This window comes from Achromobacter sp. 10T422 (genome assembly GCF_056394065.1).
The window spans coordinates 60,354-77,501 of the sequence record NZ_JBFTHD010000007.1; the positions used below are offsets into that span (position 1 = coordinate 60,354).

A 17,148-nucleotide genomic window follows, 5' to 3' on the forward strand; every position below is an offset into this window, starting at 1 on the left:
CAGGATCGCTTTGTCACCATTGGCGTTTGGCGCGGCAGGCGCTTTTCGTCGATAATACGTACCAAATTAGGGCTTCAAGAATTCGGGTCCGCCTTCGGGCTCCCAGGCGTCGCCGGTCATTGTCATGATGACCGGCGTGTTTCATGAAGCCGGTCTTCAACATCGCTTTTATGTTGTTGCCGGCGCGCTCGCGGCAACGCACAGGCGCAGGCTGTCAACAACTGAGGGACATCGGCATGGCATCGGTTAACAAAGTCATTCTCGTGGGCAATCTGGGGCGCGACCCGGAAGTCCGCTACAGCCCGGAAGGGGCTGCAATCTGCAATATGTCCATCGCCACGACCTCCACCTGGAAGGACAAGGCTTCCGGCGAGCGCCGCGAAGAAACCGAATGGCACCGCGTCGTCATGTACAACCGCCTGGCTGAAATCGCCGGCGAATACCTGAAGAAGGGCCGCTCGGTCTACATCGAAGGCCGTCTGAAGACGCGCAAGTGGCAAGACAAGGACACCGGCGCTGATCGCTACAGCACCGAAGTCGTCGCCGACCAGATGCAAATGCTGGGCGGCCGTGAAGACGGCGGCGGCGGCGGCGCCAGCTACGGTGGTGGTGGCGGCTACGACGACGCTCCGTCGCGCCCGCAACAGCAACGCGCCCCGGCGCAACGCCCGGCGCCGCAACAGCGCCCGGCCCCCGCAGCGGCCCCGGCCAGCAGCGGCGCGAATCTGGCGGATATGGACGACGATATTCCGTTCTGATATTTCCGAACGAGTAAGTTGTTATTCAAAGCCCCCGCAAATGCGGGGGCTTTTCATTTTTAAGTCATTAAATCAATCAGAGGAATACTAAATAGTCGGCATTAATAATCATTATTTTGCCGCGCAATTTTTAATCGGTATTCGGCTTTATGTGCCGTGCTAGCCTCGTCTCAATCATTTCTAATAATTCAGACGAGGAGAGGGAAATGAACCATCGCCGCCGGGTTTCCGAAAATAAAGCAGAACGACGTGAACGTCGCGCGTTACGGAAATTAATCGTGTTAGGGGGCGTCTCGTCGTGCGCATTGCTGCTTGCCGGTTCAGCCTACGCTCAGAACCTGCCCGTGGGCGGCAAGATCACCAGCGGCCAAGGCAGTATCTCGGAGCCCAACCGCCTATCAAAGAAAATCCAGCAGACCAGCTCCAAGCTGTCCATCGACTGGAACAGTTTCCATATCGCCTCGGGCAGCCGCGTGGATTTTCAGCAGCCCGACGCCAACGCCATTGCCTTGAACCGGGTTGCCGGCACCGAAGGCAGCAAGATCATGGGTCAGCTGAACGCCAACGGGCGTGTCTTCATCATCAACGCGAACGGCGTGCTGTTCGGCAAGACTGCGAAGGTCAACGTAGGCGGCTTGGTGGCGTCCACATTGAATCTGAGCAATGAAGACCTCCAAGAAGGCCGATTCCGATTTGTTGGCGATGGCCGCGCGACGCCGGCAGGCGTTATCAACGAAGGCGTGTTGATTGCCGCAGACGGCGGAACGATTGCGTTGCTGGGCGGACAGGTGGAGAACAAGGGCGTCGTCCGCGCCAAACAGGGCGCCATCGCGTTGGCTTCAGGGCAGCGCATTACGCTTGGCCTTTCCGACGATGGGCTGCTCAACGTAGAGATTGATCAGGCGGCGTTGAATGCGCTGGTCAGCAACCACAATGCGCTGACGGCTCAGGGCGGCCAGGTGACGCTGCACGCCCGAGCCAGTAACGCCGTGGCGCACGCGGTCGTGAACAACCAGGGCTTGATCGAAGCGCAAACGCTGAATGGCCGCTCGGGCAAGATCGTGCTGGATGGCGGCGCGCAAGGCACGGTAGTGGCCGCAGGCACGTTGGACAGCAGCGCGTTCAGCGGTAACGCTGGCGATATCACGGTGCAAGGCCAACGCGTGGACGTGCGCGGCAATCTGTTGGCGATGGCCGGTGGCCAAGGCGACGGTGGCAACGTTCTGGTTCAGGGCCGGCAAGTGCAGATGGAAGGCAGCGCGCAGGCTGATACGCGCGCGGCGCTGGGCAATGGCGGATGGCTGACGCTTGAAGCCGATCAAATCAGCGTCACAACGCAAGAAGTGCCGTTGGTCAGCGGCATCAGCGGCGAGCATCTCAGCGGGCAGCTGTCTAAAAACAATATCGCGCTGACGTCCACGCAAGGAGATCTTCGCGTGCTTGAAGAGATTGCTTGGGATGCGGATACGACGCTGAGCCTGGACGCAAAGAAGTCTGTGCGGCTGAATGCGAATGTCGAGGCAAGCGGGGATAAGGCCGGGTTCGTGATGAACCATGGCGCCGACGCCGACTATATCTTGGGCAAGGACGTCACGGTGACGTTGCCTGGGTCACAAGCCAGCTTGCGCATTAATGGGCAGGATTATCAACTGATCCGAAATGTGCATGAGCTGCAAGCCATCGAGAATAATCTGAGCGGCGCCTATGCACTGGCGAATGCCATTGATGCCCACGGAACGGGTTCGTGGAATGCGCGCGCGGGCTTTCGGCCCATTGGTGGAGATTACTCGAGCTCGACGCAAAAATTCGAAGGCGTATTGACTGGCATGGGGCATGCGGTCGATAGCCTGAAGATTAAGGCCGACTCGTCAAACCCAACGGGGCACGTAGGACTATTCAGCAATTCGCACGGCGTGCTCAGGAACATCGGGTTGYGGCAACTGAGCATTTCCGTTAACCAGCCTGGTCGCCATAATGTCGCGGGTGGATTGGTGGGAGTCAACGGTGGGGTGGTGAAGTATGCCTACGCCTGGGGCGAAATCCGTACGACGCAATCCAATGACTCGTTGGGCGGGTTGGTCGGCGTGAATTATGGCGACGTTTTGAATTCACACTCCCGTGGAGGCGTGCTCGGCGTTGCAGGCGGGGGTGCCTCGGTGGGTGAACTAGGCGGCTTGGTTGGCTCGAACCAGGGGCGTATTGCGCACTCCTACTCGACGACAGTCATTCGCGCAGGCGTTTCAGTTGCCGGAGGATTGGTCGGCAAAAACGAAAAAAACGGGAGCATTGAACATGCCTACGCGACGGGCGGCGCCAACGGCGAGTTCTATACGGGCGGCTTGGTTGGCGCCAACTACGGGTCCATCAGTAATAGCCACGCCACGGGTCTTATCGCCAGCGCCTATCAAACGGGCGGGCTGGTTGGGCTGAATGGCTGGACCGGAACCATTACGGATTCGCGAGCATCAGGGCATGTGGTGGCGCGTTCTTACTTTAGCGGCGTGGGCGGTTTGGTAGGCGAGAACAACGGGCTAATTCTTCGCGGCCACGCGTCGGGTGACATAACGGGCAGTGGGGATAATGCCGTCGGCGGGTTAGTAGGAAGGAACCGCGGGGGGATTATTCGCCAGTCTTCGGCTACCGGCTCGGCGATAGCCGGGAGTCACAGCCCTGGGCATCCGACGGGCAGTGTGGGGGGATTGGTAGGAACGAATGCCAGCGCGAACGGCAGGACTGCCCTGATCATTGATTCCTATGCCAGCGGCAATGCGGTCGGCCGTGACGATCAAGATGCAGTGGGCGGGTTGGTAGGCATGAATACGGGCGTCATTGAACGGTCTGCATCCAGTGGCAGCGCCTACGGCAGGGGCATCCTGGGTAGCCTTGTGGGATGGAATCTTCACCCTGACGCGTACAGAACCGAGAGTGAGATCCGCCAATCCCAGGGTTCCGGCACAGTCAACGGCGATGACGGCCGCCAGGTTGGGCTCGACCAAGGGAAATTCGAATGGTGATTCAACTTGGCCGCTGAAACACCTCAACCAGATAATCAATAAACGCTCGCGCCCGCGCAGTTTGATTTCTGCGTTGCGGGTAATAAACAAAAAGATCCGCGGACGGCAGCGTGTAGTCAGGTAGCACCACACGCAGCCGTCCGCTTTCCAGATACTTGGCCAGATCCCATTCCGAGCGGATCAAAATGCCGTGGCCATCCAGTGCCCAACCCAGCACGATATCGCCGTCATTACTGGACAACGCGCCGTCCACTTTGATGGCCACGCTTTCGCCTGCACGCGTAAACCGCCATACGCCGTGTGCTTCATCGTTTTGCGTGTGCAGGATGCAGCGGTGCGAGGCCAGATCGGCCAGCGTGGCGGGCGTGCCGTGTTTGTCCAGATAACGGGGGGAGGCGCATAGGAAGCGGCCGTTGGACATTACGCGCCGGGCGCTGAGGCGTTTATCGGGCAGTTCGCCGAACCGGATCGCCAGATCGAATCCGCTTTCCACCAGATCAACGGGCCGGTCCGTGACCTCTAGCTGCACCTGCACGTCGGGGTACCGCTTGGTGAAGTCGGACACCAGCGGGGCGATGGTCGTGCGGCCAAAACCCAGTGTGGCGTTCACTTTCAGCACGCCGCGTGGCGTGGCGCCGCTGCTGGAAACCGCGTCTTCCATGTCGCGCAAGTCCGCCAGGATCTTCACCGCGTGGGAAAGATAGGTCTCGCCTTCGCTCGTCAGGCTAAGGGTTCGAGTGCTGCGGTTCACCAGCCGCACGCCCAGGCGGCGTTCCATCAGCGCCAGCCGCTTGGTGGCGGCGGGCGGTGTCAGATCCAGCTCGCGCGCGGCGGCGGACAGGCTGCCTAGCCGGGCCAGGTGGATGAAAAATTCCAGTTCGGACGCAATGTCGGTTTTCACTGAAAGTTAATAATCAAATGAATATGAGTGAATCTTAGTGCGGGTGATCGCCCCTACGCTAGGGGTTCCGCACCCACAACGCCGCTACAGTCGGCGCATCAGGAGACCCCTCATGAAAATCGTCGAGATCCGCGAACAGACCCTTCCCATCAGCTCGCCCATTCGCAACGCGTATATCGATTTCAGCAAGATGACGCTGAGTCTCGTCGCTGTAATCACCGATGTGATCCGCGACGGCAAGCCGGTGGTGGGCTATGGCTTCAATTCGAATGGCCGGTACGGCCAGGGCAAGCTGATGCGCGAGCGTTTCATCCCGCGCATCATGGAAGCCGACCCGGAGTCGTTGCTGGACGCGACGGGCAAGAATCTGGACCCGCACAAGATCTGGAACGCCATGTTCACGAACGAAAAGCCGGGCGGCCATGGCGAGCGTTCGGTGGCGATTGGCACCATCGATATGGCGGTGTGGGATGCGGTGGCGAAGATAGAAGGCAAGCCGTTGTTCCAGCTGCTGGCCGACCGCTACGGCAACGGCCAAGCCGACCGCCGCGTGTTCGTCTATGCGGCTGGCGGCTATTACTACCCGGGCCAGGACCACAGCAAGCTCAAAGACGAAATGCGCAGCTATATCGACCGTGGCTATACGGTGGTGAAGAAGAAGATTGGCGGCGCGTCGCTGGACGAAGATCTGCGCCGCATCGATTCCATCTTGAGCGTGCTGCAAGACGGGCAGAAGCTGGCGGTGGACGCCAATGGCCGCTTCGATCTGGATACGGCCATTCAGTACGCCAAGGCGCTGTCGCAGTACGACCTGTTTTGGTATGAAGAGGCGGGCGATCCGCTGGACTACGAGTTGCAGGCGACCTTGCGCAACTACTACGCGAACCCGATGGCGACGGGCGAAAACCTGTTTTCGATGCAGGATGCGCGCAACCTGATCCGCTACGGCGGCATGCGCCCCGACCGCGATTGGCTGCAATTTGATTGCGCGCTGAGCTATGGGCTGGTGGAGTATTTGCGCACGCTGGACATGCTGCGCGAGCATGGCTGGTCGGCCAGCCGCTGCATTCCGCACGGCGGCCACCAGATGTCGTTGAACATTGCAGCGGGCTTGGGGCTGGGCGGCAATGAAAGCTATCCCGACCTGTTCCAGCCGTTTGGCGGATTCCCCGATGGGGTGAAGGTTGACGGCGGCTACGTCACGATGCCGGACTTGCCCGGCATTGGTTTCGAAGGCAAGTCGGACCTGATCGCCGTCATGCGGGAATTGTCGGCATAGGCCCCGACCGCGCGGGGTTTAGTCGCCATTCACCCGCCCTTCACTCGCCCATCACCCGCCCTTCACCAGCGATACCGCAACGTCGCCATCACCGTGCGTTCCGCGCCCCAGTAGCAACTGACGGCCGTGCCCAGGCAGTTGGCGACGTAGCGTTTGTCGAACAGGTTGGAGACGTTCAGCGCGACTTGCGCGCCGGCAAGCGTGGGGCTGGCGCGGCCCAGATCGTAGCGGATGGCGGCATCCACCAGCGTGACGGCGGGGATGGCGTAGCGGTTGTTCAAGTCGCCGTAGAAGCCCCCGCGATACGTGACGCCTGCGCCCACCCCTACGCCTTGCAGCGGGCCGTCGCGCAAGGTGTAGTCGGCCCACAGCGCGGCCTGATGGCGCGGCACGAAAATCATCTGATTGCCGCGCTGGGCGGCGACATTGGTTTTCGTGACTTCGCTATCACTCAGCGCGTACGACATCGTCAGGTCCAGGCCATTGTCAAAGCTGGCCTTGCCTTCAAGTTCGATGCCCTGCACCTGCGCTTCGCCCGTCTGCACGACAAAGCTGGTGTTGACCGGGTCCGGCGTGCTGACGTTTTTCTGCGTGATCTGGAAGGCCGACAGCGTGACGAAGCTGGCGTAGCCGTCGGGCTGGTACTTCACGCCGGCTTCGTATTGTTCGCCGGTGGTGGGTTTGAGCGGCGAGCCGTCGCGCGTGATGCCCGTCATCGGCTGGAACGATGTGGAGTAGCTGAAGTAAGGCGCGATGCCGTTGTCGAAGCGATAGGTCACACCCGCGCGGCCGGTGAAGCGGTCGGCATCGGCAGTGCGCGATGTCCACGCCCATTGGCCGCCGCTGCCCGCAACGCCGTTGTCGGTGGTGCCTTCGGTCCAGTCGTAGCGGCCGGCGAAGGTGAAGCGCAGACGGTCAAGTTCGATCTGGTCTTGCGCGTACAGGCCCAGCTGGCTGCGCGTCATGTTGATCTTGTTGGCCGTGGCGGGGCGCGTCACGGGCGTGCCGTAGTCCGGGTCGAACACGTTGAACAGCGGCGAGGCCGGCGGCAGCATCAGGCCCAGGCTGCTCTCGTTGTAGCGGGATTTTTCGCGCAGGTAGTCCAGGCCGAAGGTGACGTCATGGCGCGTGGGGCCGGCGTTGAATCTGGCGTTCAACTGGTTGTCGATCTGGAAGGTGTGCGACGTTTCCGGAAAGGCCCAGGCGTAGCGGACGGCTTGAGTGTCCGACAGCATTGCGCCGATCTGCACGCGGCGCGTGTTGGTATCGACATTGGTGTAGCGGGCGCTTTGGCGCAGGCTCCACGTGTCGTTCATGCGGTGGTCCAACGTGTAGCCGACCATCGCTTGTTCGTTGGTGAAGATGTCGTAGCCCGGCTCGCCCACGAAGCGGTCGCGCGGGATGTAGCCCGCGGTGGCGCTCTTTTCCAGCGTGCCGATGACGGGCAGCACGGGCGCGCCGCCGCCGCCGTGGCTGGTGATCTTCTGATACTGCGCGCTGAGGTTCAAGCTGGTGTCAGACGACGGGCGCCACGTGAAGCTGGGTGCGATGAATTGGCGTTCGTCGTCCACGTGCTGGTACTGCGTGTCGCTGTCGCGCAGCGTGCCGGTCAGGCGGTACAGGAATTTGCCTTCTTCGTCGGCCGGGCCAGAGAAGTCGAACGCGCCTTGATAGCGGTTGAAGCTGCCCGCTTGCAACACCACTTCATTGAAGGGCTCGGCCGTGGGGCGCTTGCTGGTCATGTTGACCAGACCGCCGGGCGCGCTTTGTCCATACAGTCCCGACGACGGGCCTTTCAGGATTTCGATGCGCTCAAGGCCATAGGTGTCGATGCGCGGTTGCGAATAGCCGCGCGCGCCAAACGGCAGCAGCAGCCCATCCAGATACCGCGATGGCGTGAAACCGCGCACGGTCAGCCAGTCATAGCGCACGTCGTTGTCGCCGTATTGAGCGAACACGCCGGGGGTGTAGCGGACGGCTTGGGCGACGGAGGTCACGCCGCGCTCGTCCATTTCATTGCGGGTGATGACGTTGATGGTTTGCGGGGTGTCGATCAGCGCCGCGTCCGATTTGGTGCCCGAGCGGCTGCGCGTCGCAACGTAGTCGGCGCCGGACGTGGGCGAGGCGTCACGTGCGCCTTGCACCAGCACGGGGGCGAGCGTGGTCACGCCAGTGGCCGCCGCTGGGGCAGCTTGGCCGGTTTGAGTGGTCTGGGCGGCGGCGGGGACCGACGCGGCAAGGGCAGCCAGCAGCGCCAACGGCAGCGGCTTGACGGAAAAGGACACGGTATTTCCCCTGGGGCAATTTATAATTAACAAGAATCATTCCTGTGCGTCGGCATGATTCCAGAAGTCTCGCCGCCTGTCTGACGTTTTTTCGGCGTCGATTAACGGTTTTGCTGCCCCCCCGTTTTTCTGCGCGGTCTGGGTTGTCTTCGGGGCCGTGTTCTTCAGTGCCTTGGCCTTCGGTTCTTGGCTTTCGCGTTTCGCTTTCTGTCAGTGGTTCCGCCTTTCTCGCCCGCCTCCCCTATGTCCGCCCGCGCCACCGCGCCCTTGTCCCTTCCGTCTCTGCCTGACCCCAACACCACGCGCGCGAAGCCGCATGAATGGTGGCGGGGTACCTTGCCGACGGTGCCTGCCACCGACGAATGGGAAGCCATCATCGAATGCGTGTTGCGCGTCGACGACGGCGTGAGCCTGGTGGTGCTGGACGGCAGCCCCAAGCGTTCCTTGACGATTCCCGCACCGGGGGCGCCCGTCTTTGGCATGCAGGTCTGGCAGGAAGGCGAAGCCACGTTGGCGCTCGAAGGCGGTGAACCCTTGCGAGTGGCCGCAGGCGCGGCGCTGTTGTTCAACCATGAACGGCCGGTGGGCTGGGCCACGCATTTGCCCGCGAATCAGCGGGTGCGGATGGTGGATATCCGCTACACGCCCGAGGCGTTGGCGCGTGCGGGCGACACCGGGCCCGTGACGCTATTGCGGCAGCGGTTCCGGCAGGACGTCAGCGTGCCGGCGCACGGCTCGTTGGTCGCCGCGCTGGACGCGCCCGCCAGCCTGTTGGCGCTGGCCAGCAGCCTGACTCGCGATCCGCCACCCGCCGCCGAGGCGCGGCGGCTTTGGTATCGCGCCAAATCATTGGAGATGCTGTCGGGGTTTGTGCAATTGCTGTCGCTGCCGGATGCGTTGAACGGGCCAGCGGCCGACGAGCTTTCGCGGGTGCATCAGGCCTGCGCGCTGCTGCGCGAACGCTATGCCGAGCATTGGCCGCCCGGGCTGTTGGCGAAAACGGTTGGGCTGTCGGAGAAGCGCTTGCAGCAGTTGATGCGCGACAGCATGGGCCGGTCGGTGCATGCGTACCTGAGCGATATGCGGCTTGAGCGCGCGTCGGACTTGCTTGCCGCCGGCATGAGCGTGACGCAGGCCGCGGGCGACGTCGGGATTTCCAGCCTGAGCCATTTCAGCAAAATCTTCAAAGCGCGGTATGGCGTGTCGCCACGGTCTTGGTAAGGTCGGCCCTGCGTGGCATGCTTGCCGCAGGCATTTGCCAGGAACCGGACCATGACGCAGAACATCTACGACACCCCCGAATTCTTCGAAGGCTATAGCCAGATGGCGCGGTCGGTGCACGGCCTGGCCGGCGCGCCCGAGTGGCCGGCGTTGCGTGCATTGATGCCCGACGTGCGCGGCCGTCGCGTCATCGACCTGGGTTGCGGCTTCGGCTGGTTTTGCCGGTGGGCCGATGAGCAGGGCGCAGCCGAGGTGCGGGGCCTGGATGTGTCGCAGAACATGCTGGACCGGGCGCGGGCCACCACGCAGTCGCCCCGCATTCACTACGAGCGCGCTGATCTTGAGCACCTGCAATTGCCGGTGAGCGGGTATGACCTGGCCTATAGCTCGCTGACGCTGCACTACATCGAGCATCTGGCCGACCTGTTCGCCACCGTTCACCGTGCGTTGACGCCGGGCGGACACTTCGTGTTTTCGGCCGAGCATCCGATCTACACCGCGCCGGCCCAACCGGGGTTTGTGCAGGACGCGTCGGGCAGGCGTATCTGGCCGCTGAACCAATACGCATTGCAAGGACCGCGCACCACAGATTGGCTGGCCAAGGGCGTGGTCAAGCAGCATCGCACATTGGGCGCCTACCTGAACCTGCTGATCCAGACGGGCTTTACGATCCGGCATGTAGAAGAGTGGGCGCCAACGCCTGAGCAACTGGCGGCGCAGCCCGCGCTGGCCGAAGAGCAGGACAGGCCGATGATGGTGCTGGTATCGGCGAGCCGGTCCTAGGCGGACTAGGGCGGGCTGGGGCTGGGGCGGGTAGGGCGTATAGGGGCGTATAGGGGGCGGACGTGTTGCCGCCCCGCATCATGAAATATCTGGTTTCACAAAACCGGCTTGCGCTGTCTATCTAGTAGTAGGTAAGATTCATCCATCGACGCAGCGAACCCAACAACCCGCCGCCGCCGAAACCAGAAATACAGTAGGACCGCTTTTTTATTTCCCTCGTTATCTATCTATAAGTAGATAGCTCAACGAAACCGAAGCTTAAACCTAAATCGAAATTTTTATCGAATCCCTGATCTGGAGATCAACCATGAAGACCCTCGTATCCGCCCTGATTCTGTCCGCTTCCTTCATCGGCGCCGCCCAAGCTGGCGAACTGGACTACCCGCCCGCCCTGAACACCGCAAGCACCGTCACCCGCGCCCAAGTGCAGCAAGAATTGGCCGCCGCTCGCGCCAACGGTGAACTGGTCTCTGGCGAAGAAGGCTACGCCGCCACCGCGTTCGCTTCGACCGGCGCTGACAAGACCCGCGCCCAAGTGAAGCAAGAACTGGCGGCCGCCCGTGCCCAAGGCCTGACGGAAAGCGGTGAACTGGACTACCCGCCCGTTCAAGGCTGAGCATTTTTACCCTGATATCTATCTAGTGATAGATAGCGCAAAAAGTCGAACCCGCAGTATTCAAACCCCTGTTGCCGTACTGATCCTTACTGGAGATCAACCATGAAGACCCTCGTATCCGCCCTGATTTTGTCCGCCTCGTTCATCGGCGCCGCCCAAGCTGGCGAGCTGGACTATCCGCCCGCCCTGAACACCCAAAGCACGGTCACCCGCGCCCAAGTGCAGCAAGAATTGGCCGCCGCCCGCGCCAACGGTGAACTGGTCTCTGGCGAAGAAGGCTACGCCGCCACCGCGTTCGCTTCGACCGGCAGCGACAAGACCCGCGCCCAAGTGACGCAAGAACTGGCCGCCGCCCGCGCACAAGGCCTAACCGAAAGCGGCGAGCTGGATTACCCGCCCGTCCAAGGCTAAGCAGGATGCCGGCACATGCGGACCCCGGGGGGCGGGATGTTTCCCGGCCGGGGTTCGCACGGGCTTTGGACCACAGACTAGGGCGGCTCCCGATGACGGACCAACCTATTAGTAGGTAATATTCAGCCATGGACACTCCGACCCCCAACACCACCCGAGACCTGCTGCTGGCGCACGCCGAGAAGCTCATCCGCACGCGCGGGTGCAATGGTTTCAGCTACCGCGACCTGGCGGAGCATGTGGGCGTAAAGACGTCCAGCATTCACTACTACTTCCCGGGCAAGGACGATCTGCTTTACGAAGCGGTCGAGGCCTATAGCGCCCGCGCGCTGGGTAATGTGCGCGCCATCGACACCACGCAACCCGCGCAAGCGCAGCTGGAGCAATACCTGTCGATGATGGAATCGCGCGCTTGCGGCGCTGGCGAACTCTGTTTGGGCGGCATGTTGGCCGCCGACATCATGACGTTGTCAGATCGCGTGCGTGGCGCATTGCAGGGTTTTTTCCGTGCGCACGAAGCGTGGCTGGCCCGCGTGCTGGCCGAAGGCGCCGCGCAGGGCACGTTGAAATTCAATGGCACCGCCGAGGCCGCCGGCCGCGCGGTGTTCGCCACGGTGCAAGGCTGCCTGCTGGTGGCACGCCTGTTCCAGCAGCCGCCCGCGCTGTGCGAGGCGATCAGCGCCTTGTATGTGGTTTGCGACAAGGCGGGCAAACTTGCGGCGGATGCATAACGCTGGCGCTTGTTTGCTTGCCGCCCTGACATTGCTGCTACAAAAGAAATGGCCGCCTTGCGCAAGCAGGCGGCCATTGTCGTTGGAGAGTCAGGCTTGCAGTGCTCGCGCCATGTCGACGCTGGTGCGTTCTTGCATGCCCAGATCGCGCATGCGTTGAAGAAACGCGGTTTGCGCGTCGGCGAATCCCGCGACGGGGCTCATGCAATCGGTCAGCAGCACAATGCGCGACAGGTTGCCGCCGGGCAGGTGTTCGGCCAGATGTTCCACGGTGGCGCGCACGCAATGGCTGCCGGCTTCGCCGCCGATGATGATCAGGTCCGAGCGGTCCAGCGAGCCCAGCAGGCTGCGGTTCAGTTGGCTGCGAGGGTCATCGGGGTCCGGCACTTCGGCCATCAGCGCGCTGTAGTGTTCGGTCCATGGGTTCGTACCCTTGGGCACCTTGCGCACGATGAACTGGTCGGCATCTTCCCAGCGGCTGTACGCCGCGCGCACGTCCGCATGCACGTTGTGGCCCCATGTGCCGATTTCGCAATGCACGGGCCACACCATCAAGGTGTAGCGTCCGCGCGCTTCCAGCTCGTCCAGATAGGTCAACGTGCGTGGCAGGTCGTCGATGTGGCGCGGATGGAAACGGCCCGCGCGTACGTCTACCGCCGTGATCGGTGTGAAGGGCAAGACCGGCTGGCCGTCGCCCGTGCGCCAGAACGTGGGGTGCGCCACATCCAGCCGGTGGTGCGAATCCAACGTCAAGGTGATGGAAGTCAGCGCGTGCGCGGTGGCGTCGATGAAGCGCGCCAGCCGTTGCATGTCGGCATGCGCGCCCGCCACCGGCAGCGCCGGCTGCATGGAGTGGCCGGTCAAGGGATCGGTGGGCAGGTAAGCCTGGGGCAGGTCGCAGAAATCGTTCTGCGGATCGACGATCAGTAAGTGGACGGAACGCGGCATGGCGGAATTCGAAGGGACTATGCGGAATATAGACCGGGATGCCGGTAGTTCACTAGAACAGCACCAGATGTTCGGCGCAGTCGGGCAGTTGGCGTAGCAGCGCGCGCCATTGGCGCCACAGATGCGCCAGGACGCCGGCGGCGAGGGCTGCGATCAGAATCCACATGGCTTGCTCCAGATAAAATATTCGCACGACCGTGCGAAATTAGCGTCAAGAAACGCCGGCATTAGCCGGCGCGGGTCAGTTATTCAAGGTAGGTGAAGCTGCGGTACGTAGAGATCAGCCGGTCATACGCGGCCCGAACACGGGCGGGGGCGTTGGGGTCCCGCAAGAAGCGAGCGTCGTGCATCAAACCGATCATCAGGCTGTAGACCTCGAACACCAGTTGCTCAGGGTCGGTATCTGGCCGCAGATGGCCGGCTTCCAACGCCTGGTTGACGGTGCGCACCATGGACGCGCGCCAACGCCGCAAGTTGCTTTCCAGCACGGCGCGCAAGGGGGATTCCACATCGTCGTATTCAAACGCCCCGGCCACGTAGATGCAGCCCGTCAGCAGTTCGACGTTGCTGGCGCGGTCTACCCACAGCGACACCAGCGCGTTCAGCCGGGGCAGGCCCCGCGGATACGCCATGGCAGGTGTAAAGACGGCAGCGACGAAGCGGCGGTCGTACTCATCCAGCACGGCCTGCTGCAACGCTTCGAGCGAACCCACACGCGAGAACACGCCGCTTTTGCTGATGCCCAGATGCTTGGCGACCTGGCCGAGCGACAGGCTTTCCATGCCTTGCGCCGCAGCCATGTCCACGGCCGCGTCCACAATGGCCGCAAAGGTCAGTTCGCTTTTCTCGGTTTTGGCAGTCATGCGGGCAAATTTAGCACGGTCGTGCGAAAAGTGCGGGGGTTGTTTCAATTTTCCGGGAGAGGGGTACATCCAAAAAAAACCGGACAGCCAAGCTGTCCGGTTCGGGGTTTGATGCGGTGTCGCCGTTTAGCCTTGCGCGGCCTTGAACTCCAAACGGTACTTGTGCAGCAGCGGCTCGGTGTAGCCGTTGGGCTGCGTCAGGCCTTCAAAGACCAGCGCGCACGCCGCCTTGAATGCCAAAGACGTATCGAAGTTGCCGGCCATGGGCTGATACAGCGCATCGCCTGCGTTTTGGCCATCCACCACCTTGGCCATGCGCTTGAAGGTTTCCATCACCTGGTCTTTATTGGTGACGCCATGGCGCAGCCAGTTGGCGATGTGCTGACTGGAAATGCGCAGCGTGGCGCGGTCTTCCATCAGGCCCACGTTGTGGATGTCGGGCACCTTGGAGCAACCCACGCCCTGGTCGACCCAGCGCACTACGTAACCCAGGATGCCTTGGACGTTGTTGTCCAGTTCTTGCTGGATGTCGGCGGCGGACCACTTGGACGGGTCGCCGACCGGCACGGTCAACAGGCCGCCGAGCAGGTCGTCGCGCACGCTGTCCAGCTTGGTGCGTTCCAGTTCCTTTTGAACCGATTGCACATCGACCTGGTGATAGTGCAGCGCATGCAGCGTGGCGGCGGTGGGCGACGGCACCCACGCGGTGTTGGCGCCGGCCTTGGGGTGCGCGATTTTCTGTTCCAGCATGGCGGCCATCAGGTCGGGCATGGCCCACATGCCCTTGCCGATCTGAGCGCGGCCGCGCAAGCCCGTGTCCAGGCCGACCAGCACGTTGTTGCGTTCGTAGGCGGTGATCCAGGCGGTGGACTTCATGTCGCCCTTGCGCAGCATCGGGCCGGCTTCCATGCTTGAGTGCATTTCGTCGCCGGTGCGGTCCAGAAAGCCCGTGTTGATGAAGGCCACCCGCGAGGCGGCCGCGCCAATGCACGCTTTCAGGTTGATGCTGGTGCGGCGTTCTTCATCCATGATGCCCATTTTCAGGGTGTTGCGCGGCACCTTGATCAGGTCTTCAACGCGATCGAAAAGTTCGCTGGCGAAGGCGGCTTCAACGGGGCCGTGCATCTTGGGCTTCACGATGTACACCGAGCCGGTGCGCGAGTTCAGCTTGTTCTTGCGGTCTTGCAGCGCAGCCAGGCTGGTGACGACGGCATCCAGGATGCCTTCGGGAATTTCCAGGCCGTCGCGGTCCAGGATGGCCGGATTGGTCATCAGGTGGCCCACGTTGCGCACGAACATCAGCGAGCGGCCATGCAGCTTCAACGAGCTGCCGTCCGGGCGCGTGTAGACGCGGTCGGCGTTGAGCTTGCGGGTGAAGGTTTTGCCGCCCTTGGTGACGGCTTCGGTCAGGTCGCCCTTCATCAGGCCGAGCCAGTTGCGGTAGATGTGGACCTTGTCGTCGGCATCCACGGCGGCAACCGAATCTTCGCAGTCCATGATGGTGGTGAGCGCGGCTTCAACCAGCACGTCTTTCACGCCAGCGGCGTCGGTGCTGCCGATGGTGTGGGTGCGGTCGATCTGGATTTCGAAGTGCAGGCCGTTGTTCTTCAGCAAGATGGCCGTGGGGGCGGACGCGTCGCCCTGGTAGCCGGCAAACTGCGAGCCGAACTTCAGGCCGGTGACGCCGTTGGCCAGCGCCACGCGCAGTTGATCGCCTTCAACCGTGTAGCCGCGTGCGTCGGCGTGCGAGCCATTGGCAAGCGGGGCGGCCGTGTCCAGGAAGCTGCGGGCGCGCGCGATGACGGCGGCGCCGCGTTCGGGGTTGTAGCCCTTGCCCGTGTCGCCCGGCGTGGCGGGGATGGCGTCGGTGCCGTAGAGCGCGTCGTACAGGCTGCCCCAGCGCGCGTTGGCGGCGTTCAGGGCATAGCGCGAGTTCGACATCGGCACGACCAATTGCGGGCCGGCTTGCTGCGAGATTTCGGTGTCGACGTTGTCAGTGGTGGCTTGCACGCTGGCCGGCTGCGGCAGCAGGTAGCCGATGCTTTCCAGGAACTTGCGGTACGCAGCCGGATCGGCGATGGGGCCGGGGTTGGCGCGGTGCCAGCCGTCGAGTTCGGCCTGCAGGCGATCGCGATCAGCCAGCAATGCGCGGTTCTTGGGCGCCAGGTCGTGTACCAGGGCCGCAAACCCTTGCCAGAAACCGTCTGCATCCAGGCCGGTGCCGGGCAGGGCTTCCTGTTCGATGAATTGATTGAGATTGGCCGCCACTTGCAGGCCGTGGTGCTGGATGCGTTGAGTCATGCGGGTCTCTAGCGGTAAGAAGGGCTGGCCGGCGCCGGGGCACCGGGCGAATCTGTCCTGACATCATCGTTCGCACCTGCGCCAATGTCCATATCAAAACCCACTGGTCATACCAGTTTATTCAGCCCTGGCCTGACAAGCCTGCATTTTTTATGGTTTTATATCAGCTACTTACGGGGGTAGGCGCTGCGCGGCCGAATTCTGAGCGCGCTTGGTCATACCACTGGTCCGGAGATTGCATGTACGCGGAAACAGAAGAAAAACCCCGCCAGGTGGCGGACGAAGTCGCCGAGCGAATCGAACGTTTGATCCTCGATGGGGTGCTCAAGGCCGGGCAGGCGCTGCCGTCGGAGCGGCGCTTGACGGAAAAGCTGGGCGTGTCGCGCACGGCGCTGCGCGAAGGGCTGAAGCTGCTGCGCGCGCGCGAAATTATTCATACGTCGCAGGGCAAGGGCTCGTTCGTGGCGCATATCTCGAAGGTGGATGCCGGCCCGCTGATGCACCTGTTCAATTCGCAGCCGCGCACGCTGTACGACTTGCTGGAGGTGCGTTCGCTGCTTGAGGCCGAGTCGGCACGGCTGGCGGCCATTCGCGGCACGGAAGCGGATTTCATCATGATTCGCCGCCGCTATGACGAGATGGTGGCGGCGCAAGGCACGGCCACCGATACGGCCACGCATGCGCATCTTGATCATGCGTTTCACCTGGCAATCTGCGAAGCCTCGCACAACCCGGTGCTGGTGCATACGCTGCAATCGCTGACGGATCTGCTGCTGGGGTCGGTGTTCGCGTGCGTCAACAACCTGTATCACCGCGAACCCGAAAAGCGGCAGATCGACCGCCAGCACACGCGTTTGTTCAATGCGGTGACGGGGCGGCAGGCAGAGCTCGCGCGCAAGGCCGCGGCGGACCACGTGGACAGCGTGCGCCAGAGCCTGTCCGACATCGAACAGGAAGAGCAACGTCTGGTGCGCGCGACGCTACGCCTGGAAGGCTGGACGTAGCGCCGCAAAGTCTGCGCGGCGCTACGTGGCCGT

At 62.5% G+C, this 17,148-nt stretch carries 14 protein-coding genes; 9 read left to right on the plus strand and 5 right to left on the minus strand.

Annotation, left to right across the window (positions count from 1 at the left end):
- Nucleotides 1–236: 236 nt before the first annotated feature.
- On the plus strand, nt 237–758 hold the full coding sequence (gene ssb, locus AC1DB0_RS19460) for a single-stranded DNA-binding protein (RefSeq protein WP_046802916.1): 522 nt from the start codon (nt 237–239) through the stop codon (nt 756–758).
- Between the two features lie 206 nt (nt 759–964).
- The gene (locus AC1DB0_RS19465; protein WP_476758721.1) at nt 965–3,772 is read left to right on the plus strand and encodes a two-partner secretion domain-containing protein; all 2,808 of its coding nucleotides are present in this window, start codon (nt 965–967) and stop codon (nt 3,770–3,772) included.
- Nucleotide 3,773: 1 nt separating this feature from the next.
- Here the strand turns inward: AC1DB0_RS19465 and AC1DB0_RS19470 are convergent, their stop codons facing one another.
- The gene (locus AC1DB0_RS19470; RefSeq protein ID WP_476757463.1) at nt 3,774–4,673 is read right to left on the minus strand and encodes a LysR family transcriptional regulator; all 900 of its coding nucleotides are present in this window, start codon (nt 4,671–4,673) and stop codon (nt 3,774–3,776) included.
- Nucleotides 4,674–4,785: 112 nt separating this feature from the next.
- Between AC1DB0_RS19470 and AC1DB0_RS19475 the strand changes: the two genes are divergently transcribed.
- Nucleotides 4,786–5,952 carry a mandelate racemase/muconate lactonizing enzyme family protein gene (locus AC1DB0_RS19475; protein WP_476757464.1) on the plus strand — a complete coding sequence of 389 codons (1,167 nt, stop codon included), beginning with the start codon at nt 4,786–4,788 and terminating at the stop codon, nt 5,950–5,952.
- A gap of 62 nt (nt 5,953–6,014) precedes the next feature.
- Here the strand turns inward: AC1DB0_RS19475 and AC1DB0_RS19480 are convergent, their stop codons facing one another.
- The gene (locus AC1DB0_RS19480; RefSeq protein ID WP_476757465.1) at nt 6,015–8,237 is read right to left on the minus strand and encodes a TonB-dependent siderophore receptor; all 2,223 of its coding nucleotides are present in this window, start codon (nt 8,235–8,237) and stop codon (nt 6,015–6,017) included.
- Nucleotides 8,238–8,480: 243 nt separating this feature from the next.
- Between AC1DB0_RS19480 and AC1DB0_RS19485 the strand changes: the two genes are divergently transcribed.
- The 5 genes from AC1DB0_RS19485 to AC1DB0_RS19505 all read left to right on the plus strand — a co-directional run bounded on the left by AC1DB0_RS19485 (nt 8,481) and on the right by AC1DB0_RS19505 (nt 11,999).
- Nucleotides 8,481–9,458, plus strand: coding sequence for a helix-turn-helix domain-containing protein (locus AC1DB0_RS19485; RefSeq protein WP_175170388.1), 978 nt, complete (start codon nt 8,481–8,483; stop codon nt 9,456–9,458).
- Between the two features lie 51 nt (nt 9,459–9,509).
- Nucleotides 9,510–10,241: a class I SAM-dependent methyltransferase gene (locus AC1DB0_RS19490; protein ID WP_476757466.1), complete on the plus strand. Its 732-nt coding sequence runs from the start codon at nt 9,510–9,512 to the stop codon at nt 10,239–10,241.
- Between the two features lie 307 nt (nt 10,242–10,548).
- Nucleotides 10,549–10,857: a DUF4148 domain-containing protein gene (locus AC1DB0_RS19495; protein WP_054420818.1), complete on the plus strand. Its 309-nt coding sequence runs from the start codon at nt 10,549–10,551 to the stop codon at nt 10,855–10,857.
- A gap of 102 nt (nt 10,858–10,959) precedes the next feature.
- A complete protein-coding gene (locus tag AC1DB0_RS19500) occupies nt 10,960–11,268 on the plus strand; it encodes a DUF4148 domain-containing protein (RefSeq protein ID WP_054420817.1) in 309 nt (102 codons plus the stop codon).
- A gap of 128 nt (nt 11,269–11,396) precedes the next feature.
- A complete protein-coding gene (locus tag AC1DB0_RS19505) occupies nt 11,397–11,999 on the plus strand; it encodes a TetR/AcrR family transcriptional regulator (protein ID WP_342066409.1) in 603 nt (200 codons plus the stop codon).
- 90 nt (nt 12,000–12,089) lie between these two features.
- On the opposite strand, the gene AC1DB0_RS19510 is transcribed toward AC1DB0_RS19505, so the two are convergent.
- From AC1DB0_RS19510 to AC1DB0_RS19520, 3 genes are all read right to left on the minus strand, one after another.
- The gene (locus tag AC1DB0_RS19510) at nt 12,090–12,947 is read right to left on the minus strand and encodes a cysteine hydrolase family protein (protein ID WP_476757467.1); all 858 of its coding nucleotides are present in this window, start codon (nt 12,945–12,947) and stop codon (nt 12,090–12,092) included.
- A gap of 245 nt (nt 12,948–13,192) precedes the next feature.
- Entirely contained in the window at nt 13,193–13,810 is a 618-nt protein-coding gene (locus tag AC1DB0_RS19515) for a TetR/AcrR family transcriptional regulator (protein WP_054421360.1), read from the minus strand.
- Nucleotides 13,811–13,936: 126 nt separating this feature from the next.
- Nucleotides 13,937–16,111, minus strand: a complete 2,175-nt coding sequence (locus tag AC1DB0_RS19520; RefSeq protein ID WP_476757468.1) for a malate synthase G — start codon at nt 16,109–16,111, stop codon at nt 13,937–13,939.
- Nucleotides 16,112–16,350: 239 nt separating this feature from the next.
- On the opposite strand from AC1DB0_RS19520, the gene glcC reads away from it, so the two are divergent.
- Entirely contained in the window at nt 16,351–17,115 is a 765-nt protein-coding gene (gene glcC / locus AC1DB0_RS19525; protein WP_054420813.1) for a transcriptional regulator GlcC, read from the plus strand.
- The last annotated feature ends 33 nt before the right edge of the window (nt 17,116–17,148 follow it).